The 16,390-nt window shown below is 71.1% G+C and carries 15 protein-coding genes; 3 read left to right on the forward strand and 12 right to left on the reverse strand.

Annotated elements, in window-relative coordinates; translation table 11 throughout:
• Positions 1 to 64: 64 nt before the first annotated feature.
• Together BKK81_RS21310 and BKK81_RS21315 are read right to left on the reverse strand one after the other, a co-directional pair.
• Positions 65 to 601 carry a methylated-DNA--[protein]-cysteine S-methyltransferase gene (locus BKK81_RS21310; protein WP_071017497.1) on the reverse strand — a complete coding sequence of 179 codons (537 nt, stop codon included), beginning with the start codon at positions 599 to 601 and terminating at the stop codon, positions 65 to 67.
• Positions 598 to 2,040, reverse strand: coding sequence for a DNA-3-methyladenine glycosylase 2 family protein (locus BKK81_RS21315; RefSeq protein ID WP_071017498.1), 1,443 nt, complete (start codon positions 2,038 to 2,040; stop codon positions 598 to 600). Before BKK81_RS21315 ends, BKK81_RS21310 begins: the two co-directional genes overlap by 4 nt.
• 284 nt (positions 2,041 to 2,324) lie before the next feature.
• Between BKK81_RS21315 and BKK81_RS21320 the strand changes: the two genes are divergently transcribed.
• Positions 2,325 to 2,699, forward strand: a complete 375-nt coding sequence (locus tag BKK81_RS21320) for a PHA-granule associated protein 4 (protein WP_071017500.1) — start codon at positions 2,325 to 2,327, stop codon at positions 2,697 to 2,699.
• A 361-nt stretch (positions 2,700 to 3,060) separates the two neighbouring features.
• Here BKK81_RS21320 and BKK81_RS21325 read toward each other — a convergent pair whose 3' ends face one another.
• Positions 3,061 to 3,669: a hypothetical protein gene (locus BKK81_RS21325; protein ID WP_071017502.1), complete on the reverse strand. Its 609-nt coding sequence runs from the start codon at positions 3,667 to 3,669 to the stop codon at positions 3,061 to 3,063.
• Between the two features lie 6 nt (positions 3,670 to 3,675).
• Positions 3,676 to 4,833, reverse strand: coding sequence for an acyl-CoA dehydrogenase family protein (locus tag BKK81_RS21330; protein ID WP_071017503.1), 1,158 nt, complete (start codon positions 4,831 to 4,833; stop codon positions 3,676 to 3,678).
• A gap of 161 nt (positions 4,834 to 4,994) precedes the next feature.
• On the opposite strand from BKK81_RS21330, the gene BKK81_RS21335 reads away from it, so the two are divergent.
• Together BKK81_RS21335 and BKK81_RS21340 are read left to right on the forward strand one after the other, a co-directional pair.
• Positions 4,995 to 5,933 carry a LysR family transcriptional regulator gene (locus BKK81_RS21335; protein ID WP_071017505.1) on the forward strand — a complete coding sequence of 313 codons (939 nt, stop codon included), beginning with the start codon at positions 4,995 to 4,997 and terminating at the stop codon, positions 5,931 to 5,933.
• A gap of 180 nt (positions 5,934 to 6,113) precedes the next feature.
• Positions 6,114 to 6,587, forward strand: a complete 474-nt coding sequence (locus tag BKK81_RS21340) for an aminoacyl-tRNA deacylase (protein ID WP_071017507.1) — start codon at positions 6,114 to 6,116, stop codon at positions 6,585 to 6,587.
• Between the two features lie 82 nt (positions 6,588 to 6,669).
• On the opposite strand, the gene BKK81_RS21345 is transcribed toward BKK81_RS21340, so the two are convergent.
• The 8 genes from BKK81_RS21345 to BKK81_RS21380 form a co-directional block, all read right to left on the reverse strand.
• Positions 6,670 to 7,617, reverse strand: a complete 948-nt coding sequence (locus tag BKK81_RS21345) for a Bug family tripartite tricarboxylate transporter substrate binding protein (RefSeq protein WP_071021959.1) — start codon at positions 7,615 to 7,617, stop codon at positions 6,670 to 6,672.
• Between the two features lie 278 nt (positions 7,618 to 7,895).
• Positions 7,896 to 8,804 (reverse strand): DMT family transporter, encoded by a 909-nt coding sequence (locus BKK81_RS21350; RefSeq protein ID WP_071017509.1) that lies wholly within the window; start codon positions 8,802 to 8,804, stop codon positions 7,896 to 7,898.
• Complete coding sequence (locus BKK81_RS21355) at positions 8,801 to 10,045, reverse strand: Zn-dependent hydrolase (protein ID WP_071017511.1); 1,245 nt, start codon at positions 10,043 to 10,045, stop codon at positions 8,801 to 8,803. Before BKK81_RS21355 ends, BKK81_RS21350 begins: the two co-directional genes overlap by 4 nt.
• Before the next feature lie 87 nt (positions 10,046 to 10,132).
• Entirely contained in the window at positions 10,133 to 11,206 is a 1,074-nt protein-coding gene (locus BKK81_RS21360; protein WP_071017514.1) for a histone deacetylase family protein, read from the reverse strand.
• Positions 11,207 to 11,299: 93 nt separating this feature from the next.
• Complete coding sequence (locus BKK81_RS21365) at positions 11,300 to 13,048, reverse strand: thiamine pyrophosphate-binding protein (protein WP_071017516.1); 1,749 nt, start codon at positions 13,046 to 13,048, stop codon at positions 11,300 to 11,302.
• Entirely contained in the window at positions 13,045 to 13,356 is a 312-nt protein-coding gene (locus tag BKK81_RS21370; protein WP_071017518.1) for a cupin domain-containing protein, read from the reverse strand. Before BKK81_RS21370 ends, BKK81_RS21365 begins: the two co-directional genes overlap by 4 nt.
• 24 nt (positions 13,357 to 13,380) lie before the next feature.
• Positions 13,381 to 14,643 carry a 4-aminobutyrate--2-oxoglutarate transaminase gene (gene gabT / locus BKK81_RS21375; protein ID WP_071017520.1) on the reverse strand — a complete coding sequence of 421 codons (1,263 nt, stop codon included), beginning with the start codon at positions 14,641 to 14,643 and terminating at the stop codon, positions 13,381 to 13,383.
• A gap of 73 nt (positions 14,644 to 14,716) precedes the next feature.
• Entirely contained in the window at positions 14,717 to 16,387 is a 1,671-nt protein-coding gene (locus tag BKK81_RS21380) for an ABC transporter ATP-binding protein (protein ID WP_071021962.1), read from the reverse strand.
• Positions 16,388 to 16,390: the final 3 nt, after the last annotated feature.

Genomic DNA, 16,390 nt, shown 5'->3' on the forward strand with positions numbered 1-16,390 from the left:
GCCGCGTCCGGGGCCGTCGCCCCTGCCGGCGCAGGCTGCCCCGCCCGCACCATCTCAGGCCACCTCAGGCGGCGGCCAGCGCGGCCGCATGCAGCAACGGCGACCGCGCCGCCGCGGCATCGGCTTCCAGCCGCAGCAGGAAGCGCTTGCGCTCCACGCCGCCCGCATAGCCGGTCAGGCTGCCGTCGGCGCCAAGCACGCGATGGCAGGGCACCAGCACCGAGAGCGGATTGCGCCCGACCGCGCCCCCGACCGCGCGCGCATGCCCCGCGGCCAGCCCCAGCTCCCGCGCGATCTCGCCATAGGTGCGCGTGCTGCCCGGCGCGATCGCCAGCAGGGCCTGCCACACGCGGCGCTGGAACGGGCTCCCGACCAGCCCCAGCGGCACGGTGAAGCGCGGCGCGCCGGCGCGGAAATAGTCGGCCAGCTCGTCCGCCGCCTGCTCGAACAGGCGGGCCGATGCGGCCGGCGGCGCGGCCGTCGGCACCACGCCGGCCGGGTGGTACTTCTGGCCGGAGAAGTAGGCGCCGGTCAGCCGTGCGCCGTCGGCGCGCAGCAGGATGTCGCCCAGCGGGCTGGCGATGAGACGATGGCTGATCATGGCTTGCTCTCCTCATAGCGGCGCCACAGGTGGACGGCGGCATAGGCCCGCCAGGGCGCCCACTGGGCGGCGTGCGCCTGGACGGCGCGCACGCCATCGGCCTCCAGCACCTTGCGCAGCGCGTAGTCGGTGGCGGGAAAGGCATCGGGCCAGCCGAGCGCGCGCATGGCGACATACTGCGCGGTCCAGTCGCCGACGCCCGGCAGCGCGCACAAGCGGGCCACGGTCTGCTCCGGCTCGGCCGGCGGCTCCAGCAGCAGCCGGCCCTGCGCCACCTCGGCGGCGATGGCCTGGATGGCGCGCGCCTTGGCCGGCGGCACGCCGCAGGCGGCCAGCGCCCCCGCCGGCAGCGCGGCCAGGGTGGCGGCATCCGGGAAGCAGCGCTGCAGCGGCCCATGGGTTTGGGGCAGCAGCGGGCCGTGTGCCGCCGCCAGGCGCGCCAGCATGACGCGGGCCTGCTTGACCGAGACCACCTGCCCGGCCACCGCCCGCACCGCGATCTCGAAGCCGTCGACCGCGCCGGGCAGGCGCATGCCGGGCAGGTCGTCGGCCAGCACGCCCAGGTGGCGGTCGACCACGTCCGGCCGGCAGCCCAGGTCGCACAGCCGGCGGACCTTGCCCAGCGCCTGCGGGATCGCATGCGCCAGCGAACCGGACAGCGTCACGCGCAGGACCGAGCGCACCGGCACGTGCTCGACACGCAACCAGCCGAGGTGGGTGCGGCGGCCGCTCGACACCGCCAGGGTACGCGCGTAGGCGTCGCCGTCGACGGCCTCGACACCCTCCACCACGCGCGCGGCGAGAAACCCGAGCAGGGCCTCCCAGGCCAGCGGCGGCCGGTAGCCGAGATCGAACACGAACTGGTCCGCCGGCGCGTCGGCGGCGCGCTTGCGCATGGCCAGGGGCGTCAGGCCATAGCGGGCCTTCAGCACATCGTTGAAACGGCGCACGCTGCCGAAGCCGGCGGCCAGCGCCACCTCGGTCACCGGCATCCCGGTGTCGGTCAGCAATCGCTTGGCCAGCAGCAGGCGCTGGGTCTGCGCGTATTCCAGTACCGAGACGCCGAACTGGGCCTCGAACAGGCGGCGCAGGTGGCGCTCGCTGACACCGACACGCTGCGCCAGCCCGGCCACCCCGCTCTCGGCCATCTGGCCCTCTTCGATCAGGGTGGCCGCAGCCTGTGCCAGGCGCCCCGAGATATCGGCCAGGCCGTGCCCCGGCGCCAGCTCGGGCCGGCAGCGCAGGCAGGGGCGGAAGCCATGCTTCTCGGCGGCCGCGGCGCTTTCATAGAAGCTGCAGTTCTGCGGCTTGGGCGTGCGCACCGCGCAGATGGGCCGGCAATACACCCCGGTCGACGAGACGCCGACGAAGAAGCGCCCGTCGAAGCGGCGGTCGCGCGAGGCAATGGCCTTGTAGCAGGTGTCGGGATCGAGTTCCATGGCCTCATCCTACCCTCCCGCGCGGCGGAAACTGGCTGGATTCGGACCTGCGCCTTGCATTCCCGACCAATGGGGGAGGTGTCACATCGACTGCACCCGCCACCGCTAGAATGGGGCGGCGGATGGCGCCCCGGCGCCGTTCTTCACACGACTCCGAGGAGGATGGAACACGGCCGGTCTCCGGCACGGCGGGCGCCGTGCGGCGGCCGGCAGGCTGCAGTCCTTGCCGGCACCCCGGCATTGCCTGTATATTCGTACAGTATAAGTCGATACAAGAGGTGTGGATGTCGATCGTGCGAGCTGGCAGCAAGGCGGAAGCGCTCCGGCTTCTCGCCACCGAAGGCGTGCTGGCGCTTGAGCTGGACTATGAAACCGGATGGCAGGATGCCGTCGAACTCGGCAGGCTCGGGGACAAGCGCGGCATCAAGGTGCAGTACCGCGGGCAGGAGAGCATCGCCGTTCGTTCCCGTGAAGCCCTGGTCGAAGGGCTGGCGCGGCCCAAGTCGACCTTCCGGCAGCGCAATCTCTATTGCCAGTTCGACCTGGGCACGCTGGCCGACCGCGAGCTGCTCGAGCTCGAAGCCAAGGCGAGCCGCCTCGGCGACTACATCCTGGCCGGCCACCTGCTGCGCGACGTGGACGCCGTCTGGCCGGAGTGATGCGGCGGGCGCCGCGATGCCGCCATAGCTTCGGCCCCGGCTGAGGCCGGTGACCCAATGCGGTGATCCAAGGGAAGGTTCTGAAGATCTGACAGCGCCGCGACATGCGGCTGCGCTGGCGAGACGGCCGGCTCCGCCGGTGCTCAGGCGGTGCTCATGCGGTCCGGCGCGCAGCCACCGCATCCCGCGATTCCATTCTTTCCACATGGCGGCCGGCCTGCCGGCAAACCCCGGCTGCGGCCCGCAGCGGATCAATGCGGCCAGGCAGCGGCACCCACGCCGCCGCCCACAGGCATGCGCGTGACAGGCATGGCAGGCGCGGCAGGCCGTCTCCGGCCGACGCGCCGGGTCCTGCGCGAAATCAGTGCCAGACGCGCGCGGCGTTGGCCCAGCGTGCGGCGGCCGAGCGGACCGCCGCGGCCATGCCTGCATCGTCGCCGGGCGGTGGCGCGGCCACCGCCGGCGTGGTTCCGGCCGCGCGCATCTGTGCCAGCATCGCGGCCATCCCCCCGTCGCACGCCACGGCCACGGCCGCAGCCGCCTCGCGGGCGACACCTCCCTGCCAAGGCACCGCCGAGACATAGGTCTGGCATGCGCCCCAAGGGCTGCGCGCCAGTTCCGCCAGGCGCTCGGCACCGTCCAGCACGATCAGCCGGTCGCCGGCCTCCGGCTCCAGTTCCAGCACATAGAGGTGGTCGGCTTCGCAGCGCATGCGACCGCCGGCCACTGCCACCACCACCGCGCCGGGCAAGGCGATACGGCTGTCGCGCACGTAGCCGCGCAGCATCTCGCGGTGGGCACGGGCCCTCGGGTCGACGACCGCGCGGGCCGGCAGGTGCGGCTCGCACAGGGCCTGCAGCATGGCCGGCGTGGCGATCAGCGTATACGCCGGCACCGCGCCGCGATAGGTGGCGACGACCGCGCGCAAGGTGGTGCGCTGCGCCGCACCGGCGGGTTTGACGGTGCCCACGGCGCCTCAGTCGCGCAACAGCTGCTTGGCGATGATCAACTGCTGGATCTGCGTGGTGCCCTCGTACAGGCGCAGCAGGCGCACGTCGCGGTAGAAGCGTTCGGCCTTGTACTCGGCGATATAACCGGCGCCGCCATGGATCTGCACCACGCGATCGGCCACGCGGCCCACCATCTCGGTACAGAACATCTTGGTGCAGGAGGCCAGCATGCTGACTTCGGGATCGCTCTTGCCGGGCGTCTTGGCGTCGTAGCGCTGGGCGCAGTCGCGCACCATCGACAGGCCGGCGTAGAGCTCGGCCTGGCTGTCGGCGAGCATGGCCTGGATCAGCTGGAAGTCGGCGATCGGCTGGCCGAACTGCTTGCGGTCCTTGGCATAGGCCACGGCATCGGTGATGAGCCGGTGCGCCATGCCGCAGGCCAGCGCCGAGATGTGCAGGCGGCCGCGGTCGAGCACCTTCATCGCGGTCTTGAACCCCACGCCCGGCACGCCGCCGATGATGTTGGCGGCGGGCACGCGCACGTTGTCCAGCACCACGTCGCAGGTCTTGGTGCCGCGCTGGCCCATCTTCTTGTCAGGCTTGCCGAGCGAGATACCCGGGGTGTCGGCCGGCACGATGAAGGCCGAGATGCCCGAGGCACCGCTGCCGCCGGTACGCGCCATCAGCGTGAAGGCGCCGGCGCGCGGCGCGTTGGTGATGAAGCGCTTGGTGCCGTTGATGACATAGTGGTCACCATCCAGCTCGGCCTTGGTCTGCAGCGAAGCGGCGTCGGAACCGGCGTTGGGCTCGGTCAGCGCGAAGGAGATGATCAGTTCGCCGCTGGCGATGCGCGGCAGGTAGTCCTCCTTCTGCGCTTCGGTGCCATCCATCAGGATGCCCTGCGAACCGATGCCGACATTGGTGCCGAACACCGAGCGGAAGGCGAAGGCGGTGTGGCCCAGGTCGTAGACCACATCGCACTCCTGCGACATCGACAGGCCGATGCCGCCGTAATTCTCGGGAATGGAGATGCCGAACAGGCCCATCTCCTTCATGTCGGCCACGATCTCGGCCGGCACGTCGTCCGTTTCTTCGAGGATGTCCTCGGCCGGCTTCAGGCGCTCGTCGATGAAACGCTGCACCGAGGCGCGCAGCAGCGAGAAGGATTCGGCATCCAGGGCCATGGCGATTCTCCGGTCAATCCATTACGACAAAGTAGCCCATCATGGTACGCCGACCACGCGCTTTGACAATCCACCATCGATTGGACAGAATGGATAATATTATTTGACAAAGCGGCGGCGTCCTCGCCGCCGCCGCTGCTCCCTCCCCCTCCTTACCTCCGATGGACCTCAACGCCCTGCGCCTGTTCGTCGACATCGTCGACGCCGGCAATCTCAGCGCGGCCGCGCGCAAGCTCAAGATGACGCGCGCCAACGTCAGCTACCACCTGCGCGCCCTGGAGGAAGAACTGGGCGTGCAGCTGCTGCGGCGGACCACGCGCCACGTCGAGCCGACGCCGGTGGGCGCCGGGCTGTACGAGCACGGCCGCAACATCCTCGGCGAAGTCGCTGCCGCCACCGCGCTGATCAGCAACCTGGGCAAGAGCCTGCAGGGCCATGTACGGCTCTCGGTGCCGACCGGCCTGGGACACTCGCTGCTGTCGCCGCTGCTGGTCCGCTTCAAGCAGCGCTACCCCGACATCGTGCTCGACGTGGTGTTCGACAACCGCATCCACAACCTCGTGTCGGAGGACGTGGAAGTGGCCTTGCGCATCATCTCGACCCCACCGGATTCGGTGGTGGCCACCGAGATCGGCGCGGTCGACTGGGTGGTGTGCGCTTCGCCCGGCTATGCCGACGCCCATCCGGCCCCGCACGTGCTGGCAGACCTGCAGGCCCATGCCATCGTGTGCGCCTCGCCGGTCGGGCAGAAGCTCAAGGCATTCGGCGTGCGCGGCGACGGCGGCGCCGCGGCGCGCGAGCAGGTGGCGCTGGAGCCCACCCTCAGCTCGGAGAACTTCGCCTTCCTCAAGGAGGCGGTGGTGGCGGGCCTGGGCATCGGCATCTTCCCCCTCTACGCGATCGGCGCGGAACTGGCCGACGGCGCGCTGCGCCCGCTGCTGCCGGGCTACCGCGTCAGCGTGTTCGGCAGCCGGCTGTACATGCTGACCATGCCCAACCGCTACCAGACGCTGGCCACGCGCTACCTGATGAACTTCCTGAAGAGCGAGCTGCAGGCCGTCTGGCCGCACCCGGGCACCGCCACGTCCTCCGCCGGCTGAGCAAGCCCGCGGGGGGGGGGCGCCGATGCCGCGCGCCCGGTCCCGCCCCCATCCCGTCCCCGTCCCGCGGGCGCCTCGCGGGCATGCTCGCAGGCACTATAGTAGGGAAGCACAAGGACGATCCCTCGCCCTGCGCCATGCGGCCGCCGCCGGCGCGCGACGGCCGCCAGGAGACACATCATGGCACTGGCTGGCACCCTGGCGCACTGCCTGACCGACAGGCACAGCCCCTACGACCTGCTCCACCATCCCTACACGCTCAGCAGCATGGCCACTGCCGAAGCGGCGCACGTTCCCGGAGACCGCTTGGCCAAGACCCTGCTGCTGGAAGACAGCCAGGGCTATGTGGCCGCGGTGATACCCGCCAGCCACCACCTGCAGATCGCCGCCCTGTGCGAGCAGACCGGCCGCGACCTGGTCCTGGCGCACGAAGACGAGATCCGCGAGGTGTTCAAGGACTGCGAACTCGGCGCGATCCCGCCGGTGGCGATGGCCTATGGCATGCGCACCTATATGGACGACACGCTGCTCAAGCATCCCGACGTGTACTTCGAGTCGGGCAACCACCAGGACCTGGTGCACATGAGCATGGATGCCTTCCTCGACCTGATGGGCGAGGCCGAGATCGGGCATTTCGCGCGCCGCATGATGTAGGCGCCACCACGCCCCTGCGCCAGCCACACCGGGCCGCCACGAACCGCCATGGCGGCCGATGGGCCGGCGCGCGCCGCCGCCTCTACTGCAGGCTGACGCCTGACTGCTTGACCAGCTTCTCCGTGCGCGGCACCTCCGCGTCGATCATGGCGCGGAAGTCCGCCACGCTGCCACCGCGCGGCTCGGCACCGGTCGAGGCCAGCTTGTCGCGGAAACCCGGCTCCTTGAGCAGGCGGTTGACGGCCGCATTGAGCTTGCCGACCACCGCCGCCGGCGTGCCCTTGGGCGCGACGATGCCGTACCACGGCGCGATATCGAAGCCGGGATAGCCCTGCTCGGCAATGGTCGGCACGTCCGGCGCCATCGGCGAGCGCTCGCGCCGCGTCACACCGAGCGCACGCAGCTTGCCGGCCTTCACGTAAGGCAACCCGGTCATGATGGTGTCGAAGTACAGCGACACCTGGCCTGACAGCAGTGCGGGCAAGGCCTCGGCGGCGCCCTTGTAGGGCACGTGCACGATGTCGATGCCGGCCTCGGCCTTGAGCATCTCGCCGGCGATATGCGAGGTCGTGCCGGTGCCGAAGGATGCATAGGTCAGCTTGCCGGGATTGGCCTTCGCGTAGGCGATCATTTCCGGCAAGGTGCGGAAGGGCAGCGCGGGGCTGGCCAGCAGGATATTGGGCGTGTCGGCCACCACCGCGACCTTCTCGAAGGCGTCCGGGTCGTAGCTCAGCTTCTTGTAGAGGAAGCGGTTCGTCACCATCGAGGCCGGTCCCGACATCAGCAGCGTGTAACCGTCGGATGGCGCGCGCGCCGCCAGGTCGCTGCCGATCATGGCGGCGGCACCCGGCCGGTTCTCCACCACGAAGGGCTGCTGGAAGATCTGGCCGAGACCGGTGCCGAGATAGCGGCTGATCAGGTCGGTGGCACCTCCTGCCTGGAACGGCACGATGATGCGCACCGGCTGGCTCGGCCATTCCTTGGCCACCTGCGCGGACGCGGGCGGCACCGCGCCGGACGCGGCGATCATCAGCGCGGCAATGCCGGCGCGGCACAGGCCGCGCGGCAGGGCACGGGCGGATGCGAGACATGCAAACATGGAAACCTCCCTCTGGCATGGGGCCGGCACCATGCCCGCCCGCGGATGGGGTCGCCCGCCGCGGCACGCCGGGCGCTGCGCCCGGACGGTGCGCCGCGGCGGCGCTGCGGCATGCGCCGCAAGCAACGTGCCATCCCCGCCACGCGGCGACGCCGTCCGCACGCGCCGCTCCGGCGGTCCACGGACCCCGGGGCCGGGCCCGCGGGGTGTCATCGACGCGCCATCTCTGGCAGTGACGGGGAAGTACGCCGCGGCAGCGTCAGGCTCAAGCCCGCGGCCATGATCAGGCCGATGCCCGCCAGGGCCACGCCGTCGGGCCAGCGACCGAACCACAGTGCGCTGTAGAGCAGCGCCAGCAGCAGATGGAAATAGTTCAGCGGCGCCAGCGTCGAAGCCGGCGCACGTTGCAGCGCGAAGATCAGCAGCACCTGCGCGGCGGCGCTCATCAGGCCCATGGCCAGCATCGCGCACCAGTCGGCCAGGCCCGGCCAGGCCGCCGGCGGAAAGAAGGGTGCCGGCACGCCGGTGGCGAGCAGGCAGATCACCGCGGCAAAGCCGTACTGCACACCGGCGTCGACGCGGCCCGCCATGCGCCGCGTCAGCAGTTGCAGCAGCGCATAGGCCAGCGCCGCGGCCAGCATCAGCGCGGTACCGAGCGCCGGCAGCCGGCCACCCGGGCGCACGATCAGCAGCATGCCGGCGAAGCCCGCCACCACCGCCAGCCACTGGCGCGCGCCGACGCGCTCGCCCAGCACCCAGGGCGACAGCGCCACCACCAGCAGCGGCGCCATGAAGTAGATGGCCGTGGCCTCGGCCAGCGGCATCCACAGCAACGCGGTCATGAAGCAGGTGCCCACCACTGCCAGCATCAGGCCGCGCACCACCAGCAGCGCGCGGTGCGGCGTGTCCCACCAGCGCGCGCGGCCGCGCACCGCCAGCATGCCGAGCGCCACGGCGAAGGTGGCCGCATAGCGCACCGCATTGAGGAAGGGCGCGGGATAACGTCCGACCAGGTGCTTGGCGGTGGCATCGACGGTGGCGAACAATGCGACCACGCACAGGAAGATCCAGGCGCCGGTGCGCCATTCGGCCGGCGCACCGCGCGCCGCGCCGCTCATGACCCGGCCTGCGCCAGCATCGCGCCCAGCAGCACGTCGGCGCCGGCCGCCAGGTGCTCGGGCCGGGCATCTTCCACTTCGTTGTGGCTGATACCGTCCTTGCACGGCACGAAGATCATGGCCGTCGGCGCCACGCCGGCGATGTAGACGGCGTCGTGGCCCGCGCCGGTGACGATGTCCTGGTGCGCGTAGCCGCGCGCGGCGGCCTGCGCGCGCACCTGCGCCACCAGTTCCGGCGCAAACGGCGTGGGCGCGAAATACTGCACGTCCTGCACCGTCACGTCGAGCGCGGTGCCGGTGGTGTCGCCGGCGGCGAGCGCCTCGCAGGCGGCACGGAAACGCGCGTCCATCTGCGCGAGCTGCGCGGCATCCTCATGGCGCAGGTCCACGGTGAAGCGGACCTGCCCGGGAATCACGTTGCGCGAAGCCGGATGCACGTTGACCACGCCGACCGTGCCGCGCCCGTGCGGGGCGAAATCGCGCCCGATGCGCACCACTTCCTGCATCAGGAAGGTGGCGCCGAACAGCGCATCGCGCCGCATCGGCATCGGCGTCGGGCCGGCGTGCGCCTCCATGCCCGTGACCGTCACGTCGTACCAGCGCAGGCCCAGCGAGCCGGTCACCACGCCGATCACGTTGCCTTGCTCCTCCAGGATGGGCCCCTGCTCGATATGCGCTTCGAAATAGGCGCCGAGCGCCCGGCCGCCCACTTCGGCCGCGCCGGCGTAGCCGATCGCGCGCAGCTCGTCGCCGACGCGCTTGCCTTCGGCGTCGGTGGCTTCCAGCGCGGTCTGCAGCGGGAAAACGCCGGCGAACACGCCCGAGCCCATCATCACCGGCACGAAGCGCGTGCCCTCTTCATTGGTCCAGATCGCCAGCTCGAGCGGGGCCTCGGTCTCGATGCCGTGGTCGTTGAGCGTACGCATCACCTCCAGGCCCGCCAGCACGCCGAAGCAGCCGTCGAACTTGCCGCCGGTCGGCTGGGTGTCGATATGGCTGCCGGTCATCACCGGTGCCAGCGCGGCATTGCGCCCGGCGCGGCGGCCGAAGATATTGCCCACCTGGTCGACCGTGACCGTCAGGCCCGCCTCGCGCATCCAGCCGCACACGAGGTCGCGCCCCTGCCCGTCGAGCGCGGTCAGCGCCAGGCGCGCATTGCCGCCCTTGGGCGTGGCGCCGATCCTTGCCAGGTCCATCAGCGACTGCCACAGCCGCTGTCCATTGATCTGCAGATTCGTCATGAAGGGGCTCCAAATCGGGCGCCGGGCCGGCGCCCCTGCTGTGGTTCTGTGCCGGGCCGGAGCGCTCCGCGCCCCCGGCCCGCTGCTTCAGGCCGCCACCGGCATGAAGCCGGACAGGAAGGCATCGAGCGCCAGGCCGATGGCGTCGACCTCGTAGCCGCCCTCCTGCACCACCACGGTGGGCACGCCGAGCGCATTGATGCGCGCACCGATGCCGCGGTAGGCGTCCATGCCGAGGCGCAGCACGCTGATCGGGTCGTGCATATAGGTGTCGAAGCCCAGCGCCAGCACCAGGGCCTGCGGGCGGTAGTCACGCAGGGCGTCGAGCGCGCTGTCCAGCGCGGCCAGGAAGCCGGCGTCCTCGGTGCCGTGGGCCAGCGGGAAATTGAGGTTGTAGCCGTAGCCGGCGCCGTAGCCGCGCTCGTGGGCGTAACCGCTGTAGAACGGGTAGTAGCCGGACGGGTCGGCATGCAGCGAGATCGTCATCACATCGGCGCGCTGGTAGAAGATCTGCTGGGTGCCGTCGCCGTGGTGGGCGTCCACGTCCAGCACCGCCACCTTGCCGAAGCGCTTGAGCAGCGTCTCGGCGGCGATGGCGGAGTTGTTGACGTAGCAGAAGCCGGCGGCGCGGTCGCTGTGGGCGTGGTGGCCCGACGGGCGGCACAGCGCGTAGGCCAGGCCGCAGCGGTGCTGCGGCTCGCACACATGCTGCGCCGCCGCCACCGCGCTATGCGCCGAGCGCAGGATGGCGCGCCAGCTGTCCGGGCCGAGCGGGCAGCTCAGGTCGCCGAGATAGTAGCCGGCGCGCGCGATCACCGAATCCGCCGGGCATGGCGGGCGGCGTCCCTGCTCGATGCGGCCGTTGTGGTAGGGCGAAAGGTTGGGCAGCACTTCGATGCCCGGAGTGAAGCCGGGCTTGGCCAGGCCCTGCCAATCGGCATAGGCCTGCTCCAGGAAGTCGAGGTAGGCCGGGCTGTGCACGGCTTCCAGCGGCGCGCGACCGTAGTCCGGCGGCGCCGCCAGCGCGATGCCGCGGCCGGCCAGCGCGCCTTGCAGCGCGGCGGCGCGCGCGGGCACGTCGGTCGGCTCGCAGAGCCGTCCCGCGCGCATGAACTGGCGCGGCTGGTGCAACAACTGGTCATCCGAGAAGAAAGCGCGCATCTTGTGGTGTTCTCTTGGTAAGCGCGCGGGCCGGCGGCGGCCCGCGCCATGGCAGGTGCCCGCCCGGCACCGCACGGTGCCGGGCGGTGCGCCTCAGGGCACGGCGGCCGGCGCCCGTTGCGCCAGCGCCGCCGCACGGATGCCGGACAAGGTCTGTCCGGGAGCGATGCCATCCGCTTCGTAGCGCATCTCGATCAGCGCCGGCAGGCTGTGCTCCTGCGCGAAGGCAAGCGCGCGCTCCAGCGCCGGGCCGAACTCGGCGTCGCTCTGCACCACCTCGCCGTGGCCCCGGTAGGCGCGCACCAGCGCGGCGAAATCGGGGTTGTCGAACTCCAGCGCGATGGTGCGGCCCGGGAACTCGCGTTCCTGGTGGGCGCGGATGGTGCCCCACATGCCGTTGTTGAAGACCAGCAGCACGATGCCGAGCCGGTACTGCATCGCCACGCCCAGCTCCTGCAGGTTCATCTGGAAGCAGCCATCGCCGGCGTAGCACACCACGGTGCGCTGCGGGTATTCCAGCTTGGCCGAGATCGCGGCCGGCAGCCCGTAGCCCATCGAGCCCACCGTCGGCGCCAGGCTGGTGCCGGGCCCCTGGAAGCGGTAGTAGGTGTGCGGGAACAGCGCATAGTTGCCGGCGCCAACCGTGAGGCAGGCATCGCGCGGCAGGCGCTCGCGCACCACGCAGGCCGCCCGGTCGAGGTTGAGCGGCCCCGGCGCCGGCCGGGCCTGCTGGTGGGCCAGGAATCCGGCATGGGCGGCGCGCGCCAGGCCGCGCCAGGCGGGTTCGGCGGCCGGGCGCAGGGCCGCCGCCGCGGCGGCGAAGGACACCACGTCGGCGGCGATCGGCAGCTCGGCGCGGAAGACGCGCCCCAGCTCGCCGGCATCCGGATAGACGTGGACCAGGGTCTGCCGCGGCAGCGGACTCTGCACCAGCGTGTAGCCCTCGGTGGTCGCCTCGCCCATGCGTGTGCCGACCGCGATCAGCAGGTCGGCGTCGCGGATACGCGCGCGCAGCGCATCGTCCATGCCCCAGCCGACATGGCCGGCATAGTTGGCATGGTGATTGTCGAAGCACTCCAGCCGGCGCCAGGCCACGCCCACCGGCAGGTCGAAGCGCTCGGCGAAGGTCTCCAGGTCGCGCAGCGCCGCTGCCGTCCAGCCCGAGCCGCCGACCAGCAGGAAGGGCCGGCGCGCGCCGGCCAGCAGGGTCTGCAGCGCATCGAGCGCAGCCGGTGCCGGCGCGCTGCGCGCGCGCTGGTAGCGCGGCATGTCGGGCACGCTGGCCTTGCCCCACAGCGTGTCCTCCGGCAACGCCAGCACCACCGGGCCGGGACGCCCGCTGGTGGCCACCGCGAAGGCGCGCGCGATGAACTCGGGGATGCGCTCGGTACGGTCGATCTGCGCCACCCACTTGGCCATCTGGCCGAACATGCGGCGGTAGTCGATCTCCTGGAAGGCCTCGCGCTCGGCAAAGTCGTTGCCCACCTGGCCGACGAACAGGATCATCGGCGTCGAGTCCTGGTAGGCCGTATGCACGGCGATGCTGGCATTGGTGGCGCCGGGCCCGCGCGTGACGAAGCAGATGCCGGGCTCGCCGGTCAGCTTGCCGTGGGCCTCCGCCATGTAGCCGGCGCCGCTCTCCTGGCGGCAGACGATGGGCTGGATCGCATCCTGGTGGTCGTGCAGCGCATCGATGCAGGGCAGGTAGCTCTCCCCCGGCACCAGGAACACGCGCTTGACGCCCTGGATGCGCAACTGCTCGACCAGGATCTGCCCGCCATTGCGCTCGCGCAGCGGCGCCGTGCCCGCTGCGGTCGCCACGGTCACTGCGCCCTCGCTCATGATGCCGCCCCATCGGCGGGCGGGCGCTTGATCTCGATCTCGACGAAGACGCACTCGCCCTCGTGCGCATTGATCACGTTGTGCTCGACCCCTGCCGGACGGTAATAGGCCTGCCCCGCCACCAGCTGGCTGGTGACTTCGCCGGCCGGTGTCTGCAGGCGCAGCGGGCCGCTCGTCATCGGCACCACCACATAGTCGTAGCCGTGGCGGTGATGGCCGGTCTCGGCCCCCGGCGCAAAGCGCCATTCGGTCACCGTCACGCGTTCGTTGTCGACCTGCACGGTCGGCACTGCCTGGGCTCTCGTCATCTGCTTGCTCCGGTGCGGTTGGCGTCAGCGCGTCAGCACGTCGGCCAGGATATCCAGTCCTTCCTCCATCACTCCGTCGGGAATGGTGAGCGGGAACAGGAAGCGGATCACATTGCCGTACACGCCGCACGACAGCAGCAGCAGGCCGCGCTCCAGCGCGCGGTTCTGCACCTCGCGCGTGAAGGCCGCGTCCGGGCTGCCGTCGGCCTGGCGGAACTCGACCGCCACCATGGCGCCGAGGCCGCGCACTTCGGCGATCTGCGGCACCCGCGGCTGCAGGGCCTGCAGCCGCGCCACCAGCCGCTCGCCCAGCAGCGCGCCGCGTGCCGGCAGCTGTTCGGCTTCCAGCACGTCCAGCACGGCCAGCGCCGAGGCCACCGCCAGCGGGTTGCCCGCATAAGTGCCGCCCAGGCCGCCGGGCGCCGGCGCGTCCATCACCTCGGCGCGGCCGCACACGGCCGACAGCGGCATGCCGCCGGCCAGGCTCTTGGCCATGGTGGTGAGGTCCGGCACCACGCCGTAGTGCTCCATGGCGAACAGCTTGCCGGTGCGGCCGAAACCGGTCTGCACCTCGTCGGCGACCAGCAGGATGCCGTGCTCGTCGCAGAGGGCGCGCAGCGCTTCGACGAAGGCGGGCGGGGCCACGTTGAAGCCGCCCTCGCCCTGCACCGGCTCGAAGATGATGGCCGCCACGCGGCGCGGATCGACGTCGGCCTTGAACAGGTGCTGCAGGCTCTTGAGCGAGTCCTCCACCGTGACGCCATGCAGTTCGCAGGGATAGGGCGCGTGATAGACCTCGCCCGGGAAGGGGCCGAAGCCCACCTTGTAGGGCACCACCTTGCCGGTCAGCGCCATGCCCATCATGGTGCGGCCGTGGAAGCCGCCCGAAAAGGCGATCACGCCGGGCCGGCCGGTGGCCGCGCGGGCGATCTTGATGGCGTTCTCCACGGCCTCCGCGCCAGTGGTGAAGAAGGCCGTCTTCTTGGCGAAGCGGCCGGGCGCACGCGCATTGATCTTCTCGGCCAGCTCCACGTAGCTGGCGTAGGGCACGATCTGGTAGGCGGTATGGGTGAAGCGCGCGAGCTGGCGCTCGATGGCCTGCACCAGGCGCGGATGGCGATGGCCCGTGTTCAGCACGGCGATACCGGCGGCGAAGTCGATGTAGCGCTTGCCTTCGACGTCCCAGATCTCGGCATTATCGGCTCGCTCGGCGTAGAAATTGCACATCACGCCGACGCCGCGCGGGGTGGCGGCGTCCTTGCGGCGGACCAGTTCGGCATTCTTCATCTGTGAGGCTCCCATGGGTCGGGTTCGGCTGGATTAGCGGAATGGTGGATTGGCGGTGGGGGCATGCCGTCGCCTAGGCGGCGGCGCGGATCGCCGACGGGTCCCACTCCTTGCCGGGAATGGCGCCGATCAGGCGTTGCGTGTACGGGTGCTGCGGGGCATCGAAGATCTGGTCCGGCGGGCCGGACTCGACCACCTTGCCCTTGTGCATCACGATGACCTGGTGGCAGATCTGCGCCGCCACGCGCAGGTCATGGGTGATGAAGATCAGGGCGATGTCCAGTTTGCGCTGCAGCGTATCGAGCAGGGCCAGCACCTGCGCCTGCACCGAGACGTCGAGCGCCGAGACCGATTCGTCGGCCACCAGCAGCTTGGGCTCCAGCGCCAGCGCCCGCGCGATGCCGATGCGCTGGCGCTGCCCGCCCGAGAACTGGTTGGGGTAGCGGTCGAAGGCGCTCGCCTCCAGGCCGACCAGCTCCAGCAGCTCGCGCGTGCGCGCCTCGGCCTGCGCCGGCGGCACGCCGTTGGCGACCGGGCCGTCGCTGATGATGCGGCCCACCGTATGGCGCGGGTTGAGCGAGGCGAAAGGATCCTGGAAGATCATCTGCACGTCGCGCCGCAGCGGGCGGAACTGGCGCTCGGACAGGCGGGCGATATCCTGCCCGTCGAAATGCAGCTCGCCGCCGTCGATATCGGTCAGGCGCAGCAGGCATTTGCCGATGGTCGACTTGCCCGAACCGGACTCGCCGACGATGCCGAGCGTCTCGCCGCGCCGCACCGAGAAGCTGACGCCATCGACCGCGTGCACCACGCGCTTGCGCGCGAACAGCCCGCCGCCGGAGACATAGGTCTTGCGCAGGCCGCGCACGTCGAGCACCACCTCCTCCTTGCGCCGCGCCTCGGCACCGTCGCCGGCGCGGCCGTGCGGCACCGCCGCGATCAGGCGCCGCGTATAGGGGTGCTGCGGATGGTTCAGCACCTGGGCCGCAGGCCCGGCCTCGACCAGCACGCCCTTCTCCATCACCGCGACGCGGTCGGCGATCTCGGCCACCACGCCGAAGTCGTGGGTGACGAACATCACGCCCATGCCCTTCTCGGCCTGGATGCGCTGGATCAGCGCCAGGATCTGCGCCTGCGTGGTGACATCGAGCGCGGTGGTGGGTTCGTCGGCGATCAGCAGCTTGGGCTCCAGCGCCAGCGCCATGGCGATCACCACGCGCTGGCGCTGGCCGCCCGACAGGCGGAAGGGGTAGCTGTGCACCAGCGCGGCCGGATCGGGCAGGCCGACGAACTCCAGCAGTTCCAGCACGCGGCGCTGGCAGGCTTCGCCCGGATAGGCATGGTGCACGCGCATCACCTCGGCGATCTGCTCGCCGATGGTCATCACCGGATTGAGCGCCGACAGCGGCTCCTGGAACACCATGGCCATGTCCTTGCCGCGCATGCCCAGCAGCGTGGCCTCGTCCTGCGCCAGCAGGTCGCGCCCCTCGAACAGGATGCGGCCGCGCTCCGGCTTCAGGTAGGACGGCAGCAGTCCCATGATGGCGTTGGCGCTCATCGACTTGCCGGAGCCCGACTCGCCGACGATGCAGAGGATCTCGCCCGCGTGCAGGTCGTAGGACACGTCGCGCACCGCGTAGGGCCGGTCGCCGCCCGCGGGCAGGGCGATGGACAGGTCGCGGATCGACAGCAGCGGCGCCGCGCCGTCGCGCGTGGCCGGGTTGGCGCCTAGATTGGCTTGCATCAG

This window comes from Cupriavidus sp. USMAHM13, from assembly GCF_001854285.1.
Classification (GTDB): domain Bacteria; phylum Pseudomonadota; class Gammaproteobacteria; order Burkholderiales; family Burkholderiaceae; genus Cupriavidus; species Cupriavidus malaysiensis.

Coding starts and splice junctions, on each gene's coding strand:
- BKK81_RS21310 (WP_071017497.1), bottom strand. CDS start 601: ATGATCAGCCATCGTCTCATCGCCAGCCCGCTGGGCGACATCCTGCTG.
- BKK81_RS21315 (WP_071017498.1), bottom strand. CDS start 2,040: ATGGAACTCGATCCCGACACCTGCTACAAGGCCATTGCCTCGCGCGAC.
- BKK81_RS21320 (WP_071017500.1), top strand. CDS start 2,325: ATGTCGATCGTGCGAGCTGGCAGCAAGGCGGAAGCGCTCCGGCTTCTC.
- BKK81_RS21330 (WP_071017503.1), bottom strand. CDS start 4,833: ATGGCCCTGGATGCCGAATCCTTCTCGCTGCTGCGCGCCTCGGTGCAG.
- BKK81_RS21335 (WP_071017505.1), top strand. CDS start 4,995: ATGGACCTCAACGCCCTGCGCCTGTTCGTCGACATCGTCGACGCCGGC.
- BKK81_RS21340 (WP_071017507.1), top strand. CDS start 6,114: ATGGCACTGGCTGGCACCCTGGCGCACTGCCTGACCGACAGGCACAGC.
- BKK81_RS21345 (WP_071021959.1), bottom strand. CDS start 7,617: ATGATCGCCGCGTCCGGCGCGGTGCCGCCCGCGTCCGCGCAGGTGGCC.
- BKK81_RS21350 (WP_071017509.1), bottom strand. CDS start 8,804: ATGAGCGGCGCGGCGCGCGGTGCGCCGGCCGAATGGCGCACCGGCGCC.
- BKK81_RS21355 (WP_071017511.1), bottom strand. CDS start 10,045: ATGACGAATCTGCAGATCAATGGACAGCGGCTGTGGCAGTCGCTGATG.
- BKK81_RS21360 (WP_071017514.1), bottom strand. CDS start 11,206: ATGCGCGCTTTCTTCTCGGATGACCAGTTGTTGCACCAGCCGCGCCAG.
- BKK81_RS21365 (WP_071017516.1), bottom strand. CDS start 13,048: ATGAGCGAGGGCGCAGTGACCGTGGCGACCGCAGCGGGCACGGCGCCG.
- BKK81_RS21370 (WP_071017518.1), bottom strand. CDS start 13,356: ATGACGAGAGCCCAGGCAGTGCCGACCGTGCAGGTCGACAACGAACGC.
- gabT (WP_071017520.1), bottom strand. CDS start 14,643: ATGAAGAATGCCGAACTGGTCCGCCGCAAGGACGCCGCCACCCCGCGC.
- BKK81_RS21380 (WP_071021962.1), bottom strand. CDS start 16,387: ATGCAAGCCAATCTAGGCGCCAACCCGGCCACGCGCGACGGCGCGGCG.